The sequence below is a fragment of the Swaminathania salitolerans genome, assembly GCF_007988945.1.
Classification (GTDB): Bacteria; Pseudomonadota; Alphaproteobacteria; order Acetobacterales; family Acetobacteraceae; genus Swaminathania; species Swaminathania salitolerans.
In genome coordinates, this window is the sequence record NZ_BJVC01000003.1 from 122,093 (window position 1) to 138,454 (window position 16,362).

The 16,362-nt window shown below is 62.9% G+C and carries 16 protein-coding genes and 1 tRNA gene; 2 read left to right on the plus strand and 15 right to left on the minus strand.

All coding sequences use genetic code 11. The features are described from left to right. Window positions 1–147: 147 nt before the first annotated feature. The gene (locus tag SSA02_RS07760; protein WP_246103732.1) at window positions 148–1,533 is read right to left on the minus strand and encodes a gamma-glutamyltransferase; all 1,386 of its coding nucleotides are present in this window, start codon (window positions 1,531–1,533) and stop codon (window positions 148–150) included. A gap of 264 nt (window positions 1,534–1,797) precedes the next feature. Here SSA02_RS07760 and SSA02_RS07765 point away from each other — a divergent pair, with 264 nt between their 5' ends. Continuing rightward, window positions 1,798–2,580: a DsbA family protein gene (locus SSA02_RS07765; RefSeq protein WP_147093506.1), complete on the plus strand. Its 783-nt coding sequence runs from the start codon at window positions 1,798–1,800 to the stop codon at window positions 2,578–2,580. A gap of 34 nt (window positions 2,581–2,614) precedes the next feature. Here SSA02_RS07765 and SSA02_RS07770 read toward each other — a convergent pair whose 3' ends face one another. Both SSA02_RS07770 and SSA02_RS07775 read right to left on the minus strand, forming a co-directional pair. Next, window positions 2,615–3,517 carry a PPK2 family polyphosphate kinase gene (locus SSA02_RS07770; RefSeq protein WP_186807721.1) on the minus strand — a complete coding sequence of 301 codons (903 nt, stop codon included), beginning with the start codon at window positions 3,515–3,517 and terminating at the stop codon, window positions 2,615–2,617. Beyond that, a complete protein-coding gene (locus SSA02_RS07775; RefSeq protein ID WP_147093508.1) occupies window positions 3,510–4,262 on the minus strand; it encodes an SDR family NAD(P)-dependent oxidoreductase in 753 nt (250 codons plus the stop codon). Before SSA02_RS07775 ends, SSA02_RS07770 begins: the two co-directional genes overlap by 8 nt. A gap of 189 nt (window positions 4,263–4,451) precedes the next feature. Between SSA02_RS07775 and SSA02_RS07780 the strand changes: the two genes are divergently transcribed. Then, on the plus strand, window positions 4,452–5,036 hold the full coding sequence (locus tag SSA02_RS07780; protein WP_147093509.1) for a YqgE/AlgH family protein: 585 nt from the start codon (window positions 4,452–4,454) through the stop codon (window positions 5,034–5,036). Window positions 5,037–5,090: 54 nt separating this feature from the next. Here the strand turns inward: SSA02_RS07780 and SSA02_RS07785 are convergent, their stop codons facing one another. From SSA02_RS07785 to SSA02_RS07835, 12 genes are all read right to left on the minus strand, one after another. Further along, window positions 5,091–6,062, minus strand: a complete 972-nt coding sequence (locus SSA02_RS07785) for an ABC transporter substrate-binding protein (RefSeq protein WP_147093510.1) — start codon at window positions 6,060–6,062, stop codon at window positions 5,091–5,093. Further along, window positions 6,059–6,904 (minus strand): ABC transporter ATP-binding protein, encoded by an 846-nt coding sequence (locus SSA02_RS07790; RefSeq protein ID WP_147093511.1) that lies wholly within the window; start codon window positions 6,902–6,904, stop codon window positions 6,059–6,061. The genes SSA02_RS07785 and SSA02_RS07790 overlap by 4 nt, the downstream gene beginning before the upstream one ends. Further along, complete coding sequence (locus SSA02_RS07795; RefSeq protein WP_147093512.1) at window positions 6,901–7,887, minus strand: FecCD family ABC transporter permease; 987 nt, start codon at window positions 7,885–7,887, stop codon at window positions 6,901–6,903. Before SSA02_RS07795 ends, SSA02_RS07790 begins: the two co-directional genes overlap by 4 nt. 125 nt (window positions 7,888–8,012) lie before the next feature. Then, window positions 8,013–8,089, minus strand: a tRNA-Pro gene (locus tag SSA02_RS07800). A gap of 56 nt (window positions 8,090–8,145) precedes the next feature. Then, on the minus strand, window positions 8,146–8,727 hold the full coding sequence (locus SSA02_RS07805) for an LOG family protein (RefSeq protein WP_147093513.1): 582 nt from the start codon (window positions 8,725–8,727) through the stop codon (window positions 8,146–8,148). A 26-nt stretch (window positions 8,728–8,753) separates the two neighbouring features. Continuing rightward, window positions 8,754–9,953 carry an MFS transporter gene (locus SSA02_RS07810; RefSeq protein WP_186807722.1) on the minus strand — a complete coding sequence of 400 codons (1,200 nt, stop codon included), beginning with the start codon at window positions 9,951–9,953 and terminating at the stop codon, window positions 8,754–8,756. A gap of 503 nt (window positions 9,954–10,456) precedes the next feature. Continuing rightward, a complete protein-coding gene (gene dinB / locus SSA02_RS07815; RefSeq protein ID WP_147093514.1) occupies window positions 10,457–11,560 on the minus strand; it encodes a DNA polymerase IV in 1,104 nt (367 codons plus the stop codon). 66 nt (window positions 11,561–11,626) lie between these two features. After that, a complete protein-coding gene (locus tag SSA02_RS07820; RefSeq protein WP_147093515.1) occupies window positions 11,627–13,135 on the minus strand; it encodes a glycosyltransferase family 2 protein in 1,509 nt (502 codons plus the stop codon). Between the two features lie 154 nt (window positions 13,136–13,289). Beyond that, window positions 13,290–14,324, minus strand: coding sequence for a ferrochelatase (gene hemH / locus SSA02_RS07825; protein WP_147093516.1), 1,035 nt, complete (start codon window positions 14,322–14,324; stop codon window positions 13,290–13,292). A gap of 47 nt (window positions 14,325–14,371) precedes the next feature. After that, on the minus strand, window positions 14,372–14,500 hold the full coding sequence (locus tag SSA02_RS13010; RefSeq protein WP_264884086.1) for a hypothetical protein: 129 nt from the start codon (window positions 14,498–14,500) through the stop codon (window positions 14,372–14,374). A 117-nt stretch (window positions 14,501–14,617) separates the two neighbouring features. Then, window positions 14,618–15,643 (minus strand): aspartate-semialdehyde dehydrogenase, encoded by a 1,026-nt coding sequence (locus SSA02_RS07830; RefSeq protein ID WP_147093517.1) that lies wholly within the window; start codon window positions 15,641–15,643, stop codon window positions 14,618–14,620. 30 nt (window positions 15,644–15,673) lie between these two features. Continuing rightward, window positions 15,674–16,312 carry a 2OG-Fe(II) oxygenase family protein gene (locus tag SSA02_RS07835; RefSeq protein ID WP_147093518.1) on the minus strand — a complete coding sequence of 213 codons (639 nt, stop codon included), beginning with the start codon at window positions 16,310–16,312 and terminating at the stop codon, window positions 15,674–15,676. Window positions 16,313–16,362: the final 50 nt, after the last annotated feature.

Consider the following 16,362-nt stretch of genomic DNA (forward strand, 5'->3'; position numbering starts at 1 on the left):
TGCCGGTCGGCAATCCGCGATGACGCGATTCGTTTCAGTTGTTCGCTTTTGTTCCGGGAGAACATATCATGATCATACCCAAGGCGCGCAAGAGCATCCGCAACAAAAAAAGCCCCTCCCGGAGGAGGGGCCGACACGCGGATGCGCTCAGTTGTTGAAGCTGCCGACCGACAGCCCTCCCCCTCTGGGATCGGTTTCGCCATGACAGGTATCGCCATCGCAAAGAGAGGCATTGACCCGCCCCTCGCCATCCCTCGGAAGAGCCGAATGGGCCAGCACGGCCCGGGCGGCGCGGGCCAGGGCATCGGCGGCATCGTTCTGACCCGAGCTGGCGAGTGCCGCCACGGGCGTATTGCGGCGCATCAGCAGGGCTGCCGAAAGGAGCGGCGCAGGGTAACGGCCCGGAGCGGCTGCCAGAAGGACGCCGGTTCCCACCGCCATACGCCCCGTACCGAACAGATTGTTGTCGGTCAGGGCGCAGGCAACCATTCCGCCTTGCCGGTCGGTCACGACGAAGGAGGTCGAAGCCGGAAGCGGCGGCAGGACTCCGCCTTTTGCGCCACCCTGTGTCACCAGCGTCCGGGCAGCCGCCAGCAGCGCCTCGCTGCTCAGTCCTGCGCGGGCCTCCTGACGCCAGAGCGCAACCGCGCCCTGGGCCGATCCATCTCCGTTGAAGGCCGCAGCCGCCCCGAGTCCGCCATCGGCGGGCGGCGGCAGGAAATAGGCCGTCACGCCGTCGCGTGCGAGACGAAGCGGCGCCGATTGTATCGGCAATGCCTTGCGCAGCGAGGCGCGGTCGAGCCCTCCGCCCGCGCGGTTCGCACCCTCGACGAAAATCCCGCCGAGCGCGCCGTTATACAGATCGCCGACCCCGACATTCCCCATGCGCTCGAGAAAGCTCGCGAGTCTCGGCTGGATCAGGGCATCGCCATTCTGCAACGGCGTTCCGTCGGCCCGGGCAAAGACCGTGCGGGCTGCCTCGTCCGCGAACAGGGCCGTATGCACCGCCGCGATATCCTGGGCCAGAACGCGACTGACCGTCGCTCCACTGCGGGCGAGTTGCACCGAGGGGCCGATCAGATCGGCGAATTCGACGCTGCCGTAACGCAGTTGCATCGTGAAAAGGCCGCGCGGCGTCATGGGCATCGCTGCGGGCCGGGTCGCGGGCAGGGGGGAAGAGGCATCGGTCGCGGAAGCCGCCGGCAGGAAGGAGAATGCCTGCGGCGCCTCGCCCTGACGTCGCACGAGACAGGCCCCGCCCCCGCCCAGAGATGCGCGGGACGGAAGGGTCACGGCAAGCGCCATGCCGACAGCGGCCGCAGCGTCGGCGGCATTGCCCCCGTGCACGAGAACGTCGCGACCGACCAGAGCCGCCCGGGGCTCGTCCGCGACGACCGTCCCGATATAGCCGGTCACGATCGGCGTGGTCTTGCCGAAGAGACTGTGACCGATATGCGAGACATCGCTGCACCCGGCGAGAAGGGTTGCCGTCATCAGCATGCAGACGCCACGCAGCCCGGATCTGTGTCTCATCCGACGTCCGGGACGACAGGGTGCGTTCGTATCACGATGCGCCACATGCGGTGTCTTCATGACCCGGCAAGCCTTCTTTCTCTGTTCGCGACAGCATGTCCTTCCGGACGACACGGCAACTGTCGGGAAATTGGGTTCGTTTACGCATCTAACCGTGATCCGGACGATGGGCAACCTGCCAGCCCTCCCCCGGTTTTGCGAAAACGCCACGACTGCCCTATGCAGGATGGCTCCAGCTCCTCACGCCTCGCAGGATACCGCCTGATGATCCGCCCGACCTGCGCCCGCCTCGGCAGCGCTCTTTTCGCCCTCGCCCTGACCCTTCCGGCATCGCTTCCGTTCGCCCCGCCCGCCATGGCGGCGCCCGCCGCGCAATTCTCGCCCGCGCAGCGGGACGAGATCGTCTCGATCATGCGCGAAGCGCTCAGGAAGGATCCGAGCATTCTGAGCGATGCGATCATGGCATTGCGCGCCGGTGCGCAGCAGAAGGCGGCCGACGATGCGCTCGCCCATGTCAGGGCCGATCATGCGCGGCTGGAAAAAGCGCCCGATTATGCCGTGCGCGGCAATCCGCATGGCGATCTCACGCTCGTGGAGTTTCTCGATCCGCGATGCGGCTATTGCCGCAGCATGGTGCCGGTGGTCGATTCCCTTCTCAAGGCCGATCCGCAGCTTCGTCTGGTCGAGAAGATCGTACCGGTCCTGAGCGAGAAAAGCGTTCTCGATACGCAGGCTATCTTCGCCGCAGCCCTGCAGGGCGGATACGAGAAGATGAAACGCGCCCTCATGCAGGACAAGGCCCCGCCGACGATGGAGCGGATCCGCCAGCTTGCGAAAGCCAATGGCCTCGATGCCGACCGGCTGGAAAAGGACATGCATGCCCCGTCCGTCGCGGCCGAAATCAACGAGAACCTCGCCCAGGCACGCCTGATCGGTCTCGACGGAACGCCGACCTTCGTTTTCGGTACCAACGCGATCATCCCCGGCGCGGTCTCCACCGAGGAGATGCGCGCCCAGATCAAGGCCGCCCGCGCGGCGAAACCCTGATCTTCAGGTCAGGGGGGCTCCCCCTGACCCGCCTTCAGGATCCGATCCTGCTTGCCTTGATTCTGGCTTCCAGCCGGTCGAGATTCCGGAGGATTTCCGGTGAGGCCGGAGGCGGCTCGGGGCTGAGACCCTCGAGCCTCTCGATCAGCGCCTCCATCACGACGAGCCGCGCGTACCATTTCTTGTCCGAAGGGACGACCAGCCATGGCGCATGCTTGCAGGACGTGGCCCGGATCGCCTCCTGATAGGCCTGTTGATAGGCGGGCCAGAACTGGCGTTCCGCCAGATCGCTCTCGTCGAATTTCCAGCGTTTGTCCGGTCGGCGCAGCCGTCTCAACAGGCGTTTCTGCTGACATTCCGGCGACATGTGCAGCATGATCTTGAACGTATGTATGCCCTGACGGGAGAGATAACTCTCGAAATTGCGGATATCGGTCAATCGACCGTCCCAGAACGCCTCCGTTTCAGGGTTGCCCTGCATACCGGCGGTATCCAGCCGGTCCGCATGAACGCGCGCCACGAGCACATCCTCGTAATGACTGCGATTGAAGACGCCGACCTGCCCGCGCGCGGGCACCGCCATATGGACGCGCCAGAGATAATCATGCGCCTGTTCGATCTCGCTCGGTTTCTTGAACGAGACGACCCTGGTTCCCTGCGGATTCATCCCCGTCATAACGTTGAGTATGAGGCTGTCCTTTCCGGCACCGTCCATACCCTGCAGCACGACGAGCAACGCATGACGGTGCTCGGCCGCGATGCGCTCCTGCAGCGCGCCGAGATGCGCGCGCCTCTGGCGCACCCATTTCCTGACCTGCTTCTTGTCCAGATCGCCATGATCGCGTGTCGGATACGAATCGAGCGTGAACGCACTGCCTTCGCGCACCCGATAGCGCGCCGGAAGCGTGCGCGCGAAATCCAGCGTAAGCTCAGTCACGACGGCGATCCACCGCAAGTCCGCCCGCAGCCTGACACACGGGCATCATCTCGATCGCATTCACATTCATGTGCGGCGGCAGAGCGACGAGCCAGGAGATCGTCGCTGCGATATCCTCCGGAGTCAGCGGATCGGTTCCCTTGTAGACATCCCGGCCCTTCTCCTCATCGCGCAGCCTGACGGCGCTGAACTCACTCCCGCCGCACATGCCCGGTTCGATATTCGTCACCCTGACAGCCGTACCGAGGAGATCCGTGCGCAGATTGCGCATAAACTGCGCGACAAAGGCTTTCGTCGCGCCATAGACATTGCCACCGACATAGGGATAGCTGCCTGCGATACTGCCGATGGTTAGCACATAGCCGGCATTGCGCTGCACCATGCCCGGGAGGAAGGCGCGGGTCATCTCGACCATCCCGCTGACATTGGTGTCGATCATCGTCTCCCAGTCGTCGATATCCGCCTCCTGGGCCTTCCCGACACCGAGCGCGAGCCCCGCATTGTTGATCAGCACCGCCACCTCGCGCCATTCCGGAGGCAGGGTGTCAGGCAGACTCCGTATGCCGGTCCTGTCGGTCATGTCGAGCTCGAGCGGAAGAAACGCCTCGCCCAGCGTCTCGCGAAGGGCGTCCAGACGCGCCTTGCGTCGCCCCGTGCCGATAACCCGATGGCCTTCGCTGACGAGACGCTGGGCGATCGCCCGACCAAAACCGGCGGTAGCGCCGGTCACCAATACGATGGCCATATCTTCTTCCTCTTTCACTGCGGGTTTCACCGCAGATTTCGATGCGCGACGTTAACGCCGCGCCGACCGTCATTGCGGGATGCGGCGGATCACGCGCCCTGTTCACCCATCCAGACGGCCCAGACATGTCATGGTTGCCCGAATGACGCGCTCTTGCAAAACCTCCGCCGATCGCCGACATTTTCTGCCATGGCCTCTGCGTTCATCTCCCCCGAAACCGGTTTTACCGGCCGGTTGCTCATTTCGAGCCCCATGCTCGGCGATTCGGAGTTTGCCCGCAGCGTCGTCTATATCTGCGCCCATTCGCCCCAGGATGGCGCGATGGGACTGATCATCAACCGCAGGGCCTCTCATCCGACCCTCGAGGCCCTGTTCGATCAGCTCGAGATCACACCCTCTCCGCCCCGGCGGCGCATCAATCTCTGCTCGGGCGGCCCCATGGAGCCCTCGCGCGGGTTCGTACTGCACTCCGCCGACTGGAAACGGGAAGACAGTCTCGTCATCAATGACGAGAACTGCCTGACCGCCAGTCTCGATGTCCTGCACGACATCGCGAATGGAGACGGCCCCCGTCATGCCCTGCTCGCACTCGGTCATGCCTCCTGGGAACCCGGTCAGCTCGAGGACGAGGTCGTGCGACAGAATGCCTGGCTCTGCGCCCCGGCGCTGGACGATCTGGTGTTCGGGCGCGACCAGATGCCCAAATGGCGCAAGGCACTGGCGAGCATCAATATCGATCCGCTCTCCCTGTCGCATCATACCGGTCACGCCTGACCCTGCGGTTTTCCGCCCCCGCTTTGCATCCGCCCCCGGCGCTCCGGACCGGAATCAGCGCGGCGGCATCGCGTCCAGAATGCGCCCGGCATCGTCCGGCGTGAGCGCGACATCGTAGAAGCTCCGGTAGAATTTCCGTATCCGGTCGATCATGTCAGGGCGGTCTATCCGCCCCGTCGCGACGATCTGTCGCGCCCAGGAAAGCTGAAGGAGAAGTTCGGGGCTGTATCGATCCCAGTTGAAGACCCCGGCGGGATTGCGAAAGACCTGTCCGTTTCTGACCGCCGCGAGACGATCCCACAAACCCGCCCCGCCCGAACGGTCCGGCATGCCCGCATCGGCGCCGAGAATGATCACATCCGGCGACCAGGCCAGGATCTGTTCGATGGAAACAGGGCGCTTGTTGCCGTGGAGCCCCTCGGCAGCGTTGACCCCGCCCGCATGCCGGATCCATTCATCGATGATGGTGCGGTCGCCATCCACCGTGAGCGGATCGAAGGCGGCAATATGCAGCACGCGCGGTCGATGGCCGACGGGATGCGCCGTTTCCTCCCCGAGGAGGGCGGTGAAGGCCGCGCGATAGCGCTGCGCCTGCTGCCTCGCTTCGTCGGTATCCAGACGGGCAGCCGTATCGTCGATGGTATCGAGCATACCTGCGAAATCGGTGAATCCGACCGGCACGGCATCCAGACCGAGCGCGCGCAATCCGGCAGCGACATTCGACTGTCTGGTGACGAAAACGAGATCGGGATGCAAGGCAAGAACGGCCTCCGCACCGAGCGACATGCTGGGAAACAGATGCGCTTTCGCCAGCCATGGCGCCACGCGATACATCCATCTGAAGCGATCCGGCGCGACCACCGTCCCGACGATCCTGCGCGATGCTCCGAGCATGATGAGCGTCGCATTATGCGCGTACCAGCCATCGACGATACGCGCGGGCGCCGGGCGCGCCGAAGCGGGACACGAAACGGCTGCCAGCGCGAGAAGGGCGAGAAGACTCCTGAAAGGCGCCCTGCAACTCATCGAATCTCCTCCGGGTCGGTATAGAAGCGGTCGCGACCGATATCGTGATGCCGAAGCGGCACGCCCCAGAAGGCACCGAGCGTGGCGCTGTCGAGGACGCGCTCCGGCGGACCGTCCGCAACGAGACGCCCATCCTGCATGAGAAGTATGCGTCGCGCGTGACGAAAAGCGAGATCCGGCTGATGAATCGTCATGATCACGAGACGCCCCTCCCGGGCCAGCGCGGAGAGAAGCGCCATGAACCGTCTCTGATGACCGTAATCGAGAGCCGCGAGCGGCTCGTCGAGCACGAGGATATCCGTCTTCTGTGCAACGGCCCGGGCAAGGAGGACGCGCTGGTATTCCCCGCCCGACAAGGTATTGCATGGCCGGTCGCGCAGAGCCGACAGCGTCATGATATCGAGCGCCGCCTCGACCTCGTCACGATCGCGGGGCGATAGCGCGCGATACAGCCCGCCATGCGGAAACCGCCCCTGCGCCACGATCTGGAACACGGTGAAACCCGGCGGTTTCTCGCGATATTGCGGGACATATGCCATCGCCCGCGCCCGCATCGGGCGGGACAGTTCGGTCAGAGCGCGGCCGCCGAGCCGCACCGTTCCGCTGGCCGGCCGCTCCAGCCCCAGAAGCACGCGCAGGAGGCTGGTCTTTCCCGCGCCGTTCGCACCAAGCACGGCGACAGGCGTTTCTGCGCCGAGCGTGAAGGAGCACGCCCGCAGCACCGCCCGCCCCGAACGGAAGAGACTCAGAGCCTCGGCGCTCAGACCGGGCGCAGAGCCCGGGAGGGAAGCCCCATCAGGGAGAGGCGGATCACGGGAGAGAGGCGGATCAGATGCGGTCACAGACTGCCCTCGCGACGCAGGCGGCGCAGCACGAAGATGAAACCGAGCGCGCCGAAGAGTTCCGTCATCATGCCGAGGGGCATTTCGGAAGGAGACAGGGTTCTGGCCGCAGTATCGGCAAGGGTAAGGCAGACCGCACCGAGCATGGCGGAAAACGGCAGAAGAAGACGATGATCGGGACCGACAAGCAGCCGGGCGATATGAGGCACGAGCAATCCGATCCAGCCGATCATGCCCGCCAGAGAGACGGTAAGGGCTCCGAGCGCCGTCGCGAGCAGCAATACGCCCCAGCGCATCGCCCCGATCGGCAGACCCAGACTATGCGCCTCATCGTCGCTCAGCCCGAGAACATCGAGAAGACGCCCGCCGATCCAGAGCGCCCCCATGACGAGACAGAGTATCGGCATGATGACGGCGAGTTCGGGCCAGCGCGTCTGGGCGAGACTGCCCAGAAGCCAGTAAATGATCGCAGGCAGGGTGTCGAACGGATCGGCCAGGTATTTGAGCAGCGACAGCAGCGCCGTGAACAGCGCGGCGCTGATCAGCCCGCCGAGCAGCAGGGGCAGGATACCCTCCGACCCGACGAGACGCGCGATGCAGAAACCGCATCCGACCGCACAGCATCCGCCTGCGAAGGTGGCGAGCTGGATGGTAACAGGCGTCGCATGGCAGAGAATGGCAGCGGCAGCCCCGAAAGCGGAGCCGCTCAGAACGCCCAGAAGATCGGGGGAAACGAGAGGATTGCGAAACACGGCCTGAAAGGCGGCACCGGATACGGAGAGGGCTGCGCCGATACCGACCGATGCCACGAGGCGGGGAAGACGCGCCTGAAGGAGGACGGCACGCGTGGTGATATCGCCATCATGGCCGAGCGAAGCGAACAGAGCCAACGGCCCGATGGCGTAGCGCCCGCTGCACAGAGCGACCAGCGCAGCGAGGAGAAGAGCGACACCTGCCGTCGCAAAACAGACCCGTGCGGTCATTCAGCTTACGATCCCCTCCCCGTCAGATTCGGGAATCGCCACATTGACATGACCGGCCGGGATTTGGCCAGCCGTCAGATCCGACAGATTTTCCGGGAAGAAAAACCCCTCGCCGAGGGGGTATCTGGTCGGAGTGAGAGGATTCGAACCTCCGGCCCCTGCGTCCCGAACACAGTGCTCTACCAGGCTGAGCTACACTCCGAACCGATGGATGGGGCTATACCTCCGGTCGGCCCCCTCCGCAAGGGGGGTCTGCGATCAAAGTCGGTGGGTTTCCTCTTTTTCTTCACGCTTTTTCATGCTGCGGAGGGCATCGAACGCCGCGGGCACATCGTTGACGACCTGATAAAGCGCACGCGCGGACGGGTCGGCCAGTCCCTGCTCGATCGCGGCCTCGAGGGCGGCGATCACATGCACGGCCCAGTTTGCGACATTCACGATCACGATCGGTTTGTCGTGCAGCGAAAGCTGACGCCAGGTCATGATTTCCATAAGCTCGTCGAATGTCCCGAGACCGCCGGGCAGGATGAGAAACGCATCCGCCTGCGCAAACATCAGGCGCTTGCGCTCATGCATGGAACCCGTGACAACGAGATCCGTCACACGTTCGTTCATCACCTCGCGATCGTGCAGGAATTCGGGGATGATCCCCGTGACCGAGCCTCCGGCCTCGAGAGCGGCTTCTGCCACCACCCCCATGAGCCCCACGGCACCGCCGCCATAAACGAGATGGATGCCTCTTTCTGCGAGGCCGGCCCCCGTCTCCCGGGCGGCCTCCGTGAACGCGGGAAGAATTCCGAGGCGCGAGCCGCAGAAAACGGCGGCGGCGGCGATCGTCATCTGGAGATTACCTTTCCTGGGAAGTGTCAGCGAGAGACAGCGCGCTGCAACCTGAGCACCTGCACGACGCCGAGGAGTGTAACGCATGAGGTAAAGATGAACAGGGCCATATACCCTGCTGCATGGATCACGAGCCCGAGGACCGGCCCGGATATTCCGATTGCCAGATCGAGAAAGACCGAAAAGGCACCGAGGGCGGCGCCGCGGTTTTCGGCACCGGCGCGATCGACCGCCAGAACGCCGAGAGCGGGGAAGACCAGAGAAAACCCTGCCCCCGTCACCGCAGCGCCGAGCGTGGCTGCCTCAGCCGAAGGCAGAAGCGCCAGGATCAACAGGCCGATCGCTTCGACGCCCAGAGAAATGAGCGCCACCTTCGTTCCACCCATACGACCGATCTGACGCGCGAAGACGAAGCGGACGATGACGAAGACCATGCCGAACACGGCCAGAGCCTGGGCGGCTCCCGACCAGTGCTCTGCCGCGAAATAGAGCGCGAGACATGAGGAGATGGCGCCGAACCCGACCGAGCCGGCCGCGAGCGCACAGCCATGAGGAAGAACGAGACGGAAGACACGCGAGAACGGCATCGCAGGACGGTCGCTCTTGAGCGGCGCGACACCCGGATAGGACGAGGCGAGCGCCGTCCCGATCGCAGGCAGAAGCGCCGAGACGATCCCGAGCGTCACGAGCCCGCCCCAGCCTCCGCCCAGATGGGAAAGCTGCTCGCCGAGCGTGGCGCCCAGGGCAATACCGCCATAGGAGGTGATCCCGTTCCAGGAGATCACCTGAGCCGTATTGGCCGCCCCGGCACGCCGTATGTTCCACACGATCACCCCGGTCGAAGCCCAGCTCTCCGCCCAGCCCAGCGCAAGGCGGCTGACGAGAAGACAAAGCAGGGAGAGCGATGTGATCGAGGCACTCAGCCCTGCAAGGAGCAGGAGCGCTCCCGACAGCGTCCCCAGCGCGAGACCCGAGACGACGACGGGTTTCGGCCCGCCCGTATCGATACGATGGCCGGCCGATGCCCGTGACGCGAAGGTCGCGAAATATTGCAGGGAAACTGCGAAGCCCGCGAGCACCGTGTTGAAGTGAAGCACGGTGTGCACGAAGATCGGGATGACGGCCATCGGCAGACCGATGACGATATAGATGATGAGATTGAGCAGGACGACCGGCAGGATTCGTCCGATCGGCGACCGATGCGCCGTTTCCTGCCCCGCAGTCATGATCAGATCCCCCAAAGAGTTCGGTAGAGTTCGGCAGAGTTAGAAAGTGCCGTTCTGTGCAGAATGCCACTCCGGCGGCCCGAAGTCATCCCACAGAGTGGGATCTCTTCGTTCCGGAAGGCCGGTATCCCCGCTCCGCCTCCTGCGATCCGCCCCGCAGACGATCCGGAATGCCCCGCTTTCCTGAGCTGTCACGCAAGGCTCCCCAGCCGGCATGGCACCGGTCGGCATACCACATGCCCTGTTGCCGCGACAGCACGCAGTCCCGGCGCTGCTTGCGGGATGCGGTTTCTCTGGTGCTGCTTCTCCGGCGCGGTTTCTCTGGCGCAGTTTCTTTGGCGCTACACGCTGGCGCGTCCTATCCGGCGCCCAGCGCGCAGATGAGAACAGAGACGAAGGCGCCGAGCCAGAGCGAGGAATTGGAGAAGACCGAGAGCATGGGCCTGTTTCCCGGGAGAAGAGGGGTTGCGTGAGCTTCGGTAAACGCAGCAAACCCGCAGAAGTCAGCATGTCGAATCATCGAAAAGTGTCATTTGCGCCAGATTTTCGCCTGAATTCCCTTCGAGCCCTGTCAGGGTCACACCCATGAGCCGTATAGGTCGGTCGAGGGGGAAAAACATCCTCAGCAGAACCAGAGCCTGATCCCGCATCATCTCCTCCGTGGCGATGGCGCGGCTTTCCGATCGTGTGCGGGTCACGCTGCGAAAATCGGCATATTTGATCTTGAGAACGAGCGTTCGGCCGGAAATGGCGCGGGCGGTCCGAAGCCGCCAGAGCTTCGCGCATAAATCCTCGAGCACGTTTCGCGCCTCGTTCCAGTCCGACAGATCGCGCTCGAACGTGGTCTCCGTCCCCAGGGATTTGCGGACCGTATCGGCCACCACCGGCCGGTCGTCGATCCCGCGCGCGATTGCCGCGTAGAACGCCGCGGCCTTGCCGAAATGCCGTTTCAGCACATCGATGGGTGCGTCTCGCAAATCCGCCCCGGTAAAGATGCCGAGCGCGTTCATGCGCGCGCGCGTCGCCGGACCGATGCCGTGGAACTGCTCCACGCGCAAGGCGGCTGCGAAACCCGGCCCCATCTGCGGTGTGATCACGAACTGGCCATTCGGCTTGCGATGATCGGAGGCCAGCTTGGCCAGGAAGCGGTTATAGGAAATCCCGGCGGATGCCGTGAGGCCCGTTTCCTCGAAAATGGCCGCCCGGATGAGACGCGCCACCTGCGTGGCCGACCCGTAATCGCGATAGGTTCCGGAAACGTCCAGAGAAGCCTCGTCCAGGGACAAGGGCTGGATCAGCGCGGTGTAACGCGCGAACACCGCGTGGATCTGCCGGGAGACCGCACGATAGACATCGAATCTCGGAGGAACGAAGACGAGATCGGGACAATGCCGCAAAGCGGTACGCGAGGGCATGGCCGAGCGCACCCCGAAACGGCGCGCTTCATAACTCGCTGCGGCGACCACCCCGCGCCCTTCGCCGCGGCCCACCGCAACGGCCCTCCCCCTCAGATCCGGATCGTCCCTTTGCTCGACGGACGCATAGAACGCGTCCATATCGATGTGAATGATGCGACGCGTCGTCGGGGGGGAATCTCCGGGGAGCATGCCCCGGTTATGACATCGTTCTCAGGAACAAAACAAGATCATAACTCCGGATGATCCACCTAGAAATCAGGCCAGAGCGTTCCAGAGCAAACCGGGAACCATTCGTGAGATTTCCGCCCGGACGGAAGGCTGCGCGGCATAGAGAGCCCGAAGGAACACGTCGTTCGAAGGCGGACAAGGCGCCTCTTCACGAAGCCAGTGGAGGATATCCCGGGCAGAGACCCCATGCCCCGGGGCGAAGGGAAGCGATCTTTGCGGGCCGGCATCCATCAGCTCGGTCGGCTCCAGCGCGATCTGCTCCCACTCCCGGGCCTGGTGCCTGTTGACCTCGATCTTTCCGATTCCATTCTCCGGCGGCTGGAAGGCCATGTAGAAGGATTCGACGGGATTACGCAGGGCGACAGCACCGTTTTCGTCGGTGACGAGACGGAAGATTGCCCGCTCCATGAGCCGCGCATCTCCCTCGAACTTCATGAAGCTCCTGTTGCATCCGGGAATGCTGAGCACGATCAGGTCCGGTGTATCGTCCGAAATATAGCCGATAACGGGAAGAAGCCCCTCGCGCTGTGCGGTCTCCCCATCGGCATGGACGATCGTTGCGGAACCGGGCAGACAATAGAGACAGGTGTCGAAATAGGAGCGCAGGGCCACCCATGAGACGGACGCCGTCCGGGGCGACAGGGTCGTCTCACGCCGTCCTGCGGGTTCGAAACCGTATTGACCCGACTGCAGACGCCGGATCGCCGAACCCACCGCTTCTTCGTAGATCGGCGCGAGAAACTGCTCCATTCGGGGAACGAGACGAAGCGGTCCGGCATCCGTCTCATCGTTCCGGTCGAAATGATCCCAATATCCCACCGAGTCCGACAGATCGGCATTCAGGCGACGTTTGATCCTCTGGATATAGTGTTCCATGCTTCGGCAGATGAAATGCAGCACGAAACCATGGGACCACTCGATTTCCTGAACGGCATTTGCGCTTTCGACCAGGCGCCCGCTCGGTCGCGCATAACGTTCCGTCGGCACATCGAACCAGTGGGGATTGATATAGGTCTCGCTCGTCTTCTCCGGACGAACGAAGCTCTTGACGAGCACATTGTCGCCCAGAGCCTCGGTCGAATGCATGGGGAAGGCTTCGATCGTCGTGATCCGCGGTCTGACGACACGATTGGCGCTTCCATGTATGCGCCAGGAAAAGGCAATCCCGTCGGCATCCTCGAATCGCCACAGAAACTCGGGAAGGCTGTCGAAATGCCTGAGATAGACGTATTCGTCTCCATCCAGAAAACCGATCCAGTCGAACTCGTTGCGACTGAGCGCGGCGGCCTTCATGAACGAATCCCGCTGCCTCAGATAGAAATCAGGCTCGGAGAGGGGATCGGTCCTGAAAAGCCTGATATCGTAGCATTTCGAGGCAGCCTGAAGAATCTCCCATGTCCCGTCGGAGGAGTGGTCGTCGAACACGAAGAAGGCTTCGACACCCAGCGCGGCATGCCAGGCGATCCATCCCGCTATGTCCGAAAACTCATCCTTTACAAACAGGACGACCGCAACGCTCGGAAGATTTTCAGTCATCGAAAAGATTGATCCATTACAGGGAATAACAATCTCTTATCGCAGACGGGCCTGAGTTAATCCATATGTCTGCCGGAAAAACCGGCAGACATTATGTTGCTCGGAAATATTCAGTACCGAACACGGACGACGCAGGCGGCAGATAACCGGCGGTTCAGCGCGACCGGTTTTGCCGGGACTCCTCCGACCCGATCAGGAGCGCTTCCAGAAGGTCGATCGCATCGTCGCTGTCATTGAGGCATGGAATGAGGGTCAGTTCCTCTCCACCGGCCTCTAGGAACGACTCACGCAGTTCGTTGCCGATCTCGTCGAGCGTCTCGATACAATCGCTGATGAAACCGGGCATGATCACCGCGATACGGGTGATGCCCTGTTCTGGAAGCGCCGAGACGAAAGGCGCCGTATAAGGCTGCACCCATTCCATAGGTCCGAAGCGGGACTGATAGGTTATGGGCATCTGCTCTTCGCTCACCGAGAGCCTTTCGCGGAGCGCACGAAGGGTGCGTTCGCAATCTTCCGGATAGTAATCGCCCTTCTCCACACAGCTTTTGGGCAGGCCGTGGAACGACGCCACGATCTGCTGCGGTTTCCAGGACAGGGAGGCGAGATGGGCGCGTACGCTCTTTTCCAGCGCATCGATATAAAGCGGATGATCCGGAAAAGCGGGCAATGTCTGGATCGCCGGCTGGCGACGCAGTTTCATCAGGGCCCGGAAAAGCTGGTCGTTTGCGGTGGCGGTCGTGGTCGCGCTGTATTGCGGATAAAGCGGCAGGAAGACGATACGATCGCAGCCCTGATCCATCAGGGACTCGACGGCTTCGCTAATCGAGGGCTGTCCGTAGCGCATCCCCCAGGCAACGGGACGATCGTCCCCGAGCCGGAGCCGGAGCTTCTCGGCCTGGGATCGGGTATAGACCCGCAGCGGACTTGCGTCCTCATCCTCGTTCCAGATCCGGGCATAGGCTTCGCCGCTTCGCGAAGGGCGCGTCGTGAGGACCACGCCCTGGAGAATGGGCTGCCAGATTGCGGGAGGCGCCTCGATGACGCGTCTGTCCGAAAGGAATTCGGACAGATACCGCCTGACCGAGCGATAATCCGTGCCATCGGGCGTCCCGAGATTGGCAATCAGATAGCCGGTCTTTCCGGCCTCCGGTACAGGGGCCGAAGAAGGTTTGTGCAGGAACGCCATGTCTCTCTATCGTTTGTATGCAGGGTCACAGAGAGACGATAATGCATTCAACGCTGTGGAGGTTTCCGACGGGCGCGAACCGGGATCGGGCGAAGGGACGGAGCCGCACGCAGGGTCCCCAGTGCCACGAGGGTGAACAGACCAGCGACCAGCGTCTCGAGAACGAGCATTGTCATCTCCGTCCGGGCCATTGCGGGACTGCCCCGCATTCGCCACCAGTCAATACTTTGGCATGACGCGGCAGGCGTGCAACACCGGAATCGCACATGACGGAGATGTAATAAACGGGGAGATCAGCGTCCCGGCCGGACGAGATCCAGCGCCACCAGCGCCTCGGCGATCTGCACCGCATTCAGCGCAGCTCCCTTGCGCAGATTATCCGATACGCACCACAGGGCGAGCCCGTTCTCGACCGTATCGTCGATCCGCAGGCGGGAGACATAGGTCGCATCCTCACCGACACATTCGATCGGGGTGACATAACCGCCATCGTCGCGCTCGTCGCGCAGGATGACGCCCTCTGCCTCACGCAGCGCCTCACGCGCCCTGGCAAGATCGATTTTCTCCTCGCATTCGATATTGATCGACTCGGAATGGCCGATGAAAACCGGAACGCGCACACAGGTCGCCGCGACCTTGATGTCCGGATCGAGGATCTTGCGTGTCTCGACCGCCATCTTCCATTCTTCCTTGGTCGATCCGTCCGGAAGGAAACGATCGATATGGGGAATCACGTTGAACGCGATCTGTTTCGTGAACTGGGCGATGGTCGGCGGATCGCCGACGAAGCTCCCCTTGCTCTGCGCGAACAGCTCATCCATGCCATCCTTGCCCGCACCGGACACGGCCTGATAGGTCGAAACCACGATACGCCTGATAGTGAACAGATCGTGAAGCGGCTTGAGAGCGACCACCATCTGGGCCGTCGAACAGTTGGGATTGGCGACGATCCTGCGCTTCATCTTCTTGAGCGCGTTCGCGTTCACCTCGGGAACCACCAGCGGCACGTCCGGCTCCATCCGGAACTGGGACGTATTGTCGATAACGATGCACCCGGCCGCCGCTGCACGGGGGGCATGGATGGCCGAAACCGAAGCGCCGGGGGAAAACAGGGCGATATCCCATCCCTCGAAATCGAACGTCTCGAGATTCTGGATTTTCAGGACTTTTTTGTCGCCATAGGAAATTTCCTGTCCGACCGAGCGGGCCGAAGCCAGAGCGGCCACCTCGGATACGGGAAAATGCCTCTCGGCGAGAATGCGCAGAAGCTCACGGCCCACAGCACCAGTCGCGCCCACGACCGCAACGCGATATCCCATTGTCAAACTACCCCAGTCAGAATTCGATGATCACCGTGCGAAAGGCAGCCGCTTGAGCAGTGCCGACAGGCGATGACGACGAAGCTCATAGCGTGCCTTTGCATTCGTAGCCATGTAGTTGAGCTGGATCGTGAAGCGCGGCCCGACATATTGCCGGTGACCGTGCCATGTTTTCGGCCCGTTCGGGAAAATCAGCAGGGTCCCGTGCGCCGGCTTCACCTCGACAGCGTAATCTTCCAGATCGTCAGGGCCGTTCAGGAGGCGCAGACATCCTTCCTGTGCGGACCAGGCAGCGCTCTCCGGATTGAGATAGAGAAGGATCGTCACGCGCTTCGCCTCGGAATCGCGATGGATGCGCCCGTCCTTCTCGCGCGTACGCCCACGCAGCGTCAGCATGCTCGGCGCGTCCTCGACATCGAGATCGAATTTGCGCGCGACGATACGCTTGAGTTTCGGCCCCTGCAGCTCCCGGGTCAGGGCGCGCACGACGGGATGCAGTTTCAGCCCCTCGGGAGGGAAGGATCCTCCGGATTGCATGTCGGGCATGAGGCCGATGAGGGTCTGCAGATCCTCCTCGCGCACGAAGTTGGGAACCACGACATGCCTGAAGGGCGCCTCGGTTACCGGGGTCCGTTCAAGAGCTTCATACTGAAGAGCGATCTGTGACATGACACGCGAGCCTATTCCCGCTCCGCCCTCCGCACAAGACGCTTATCGGC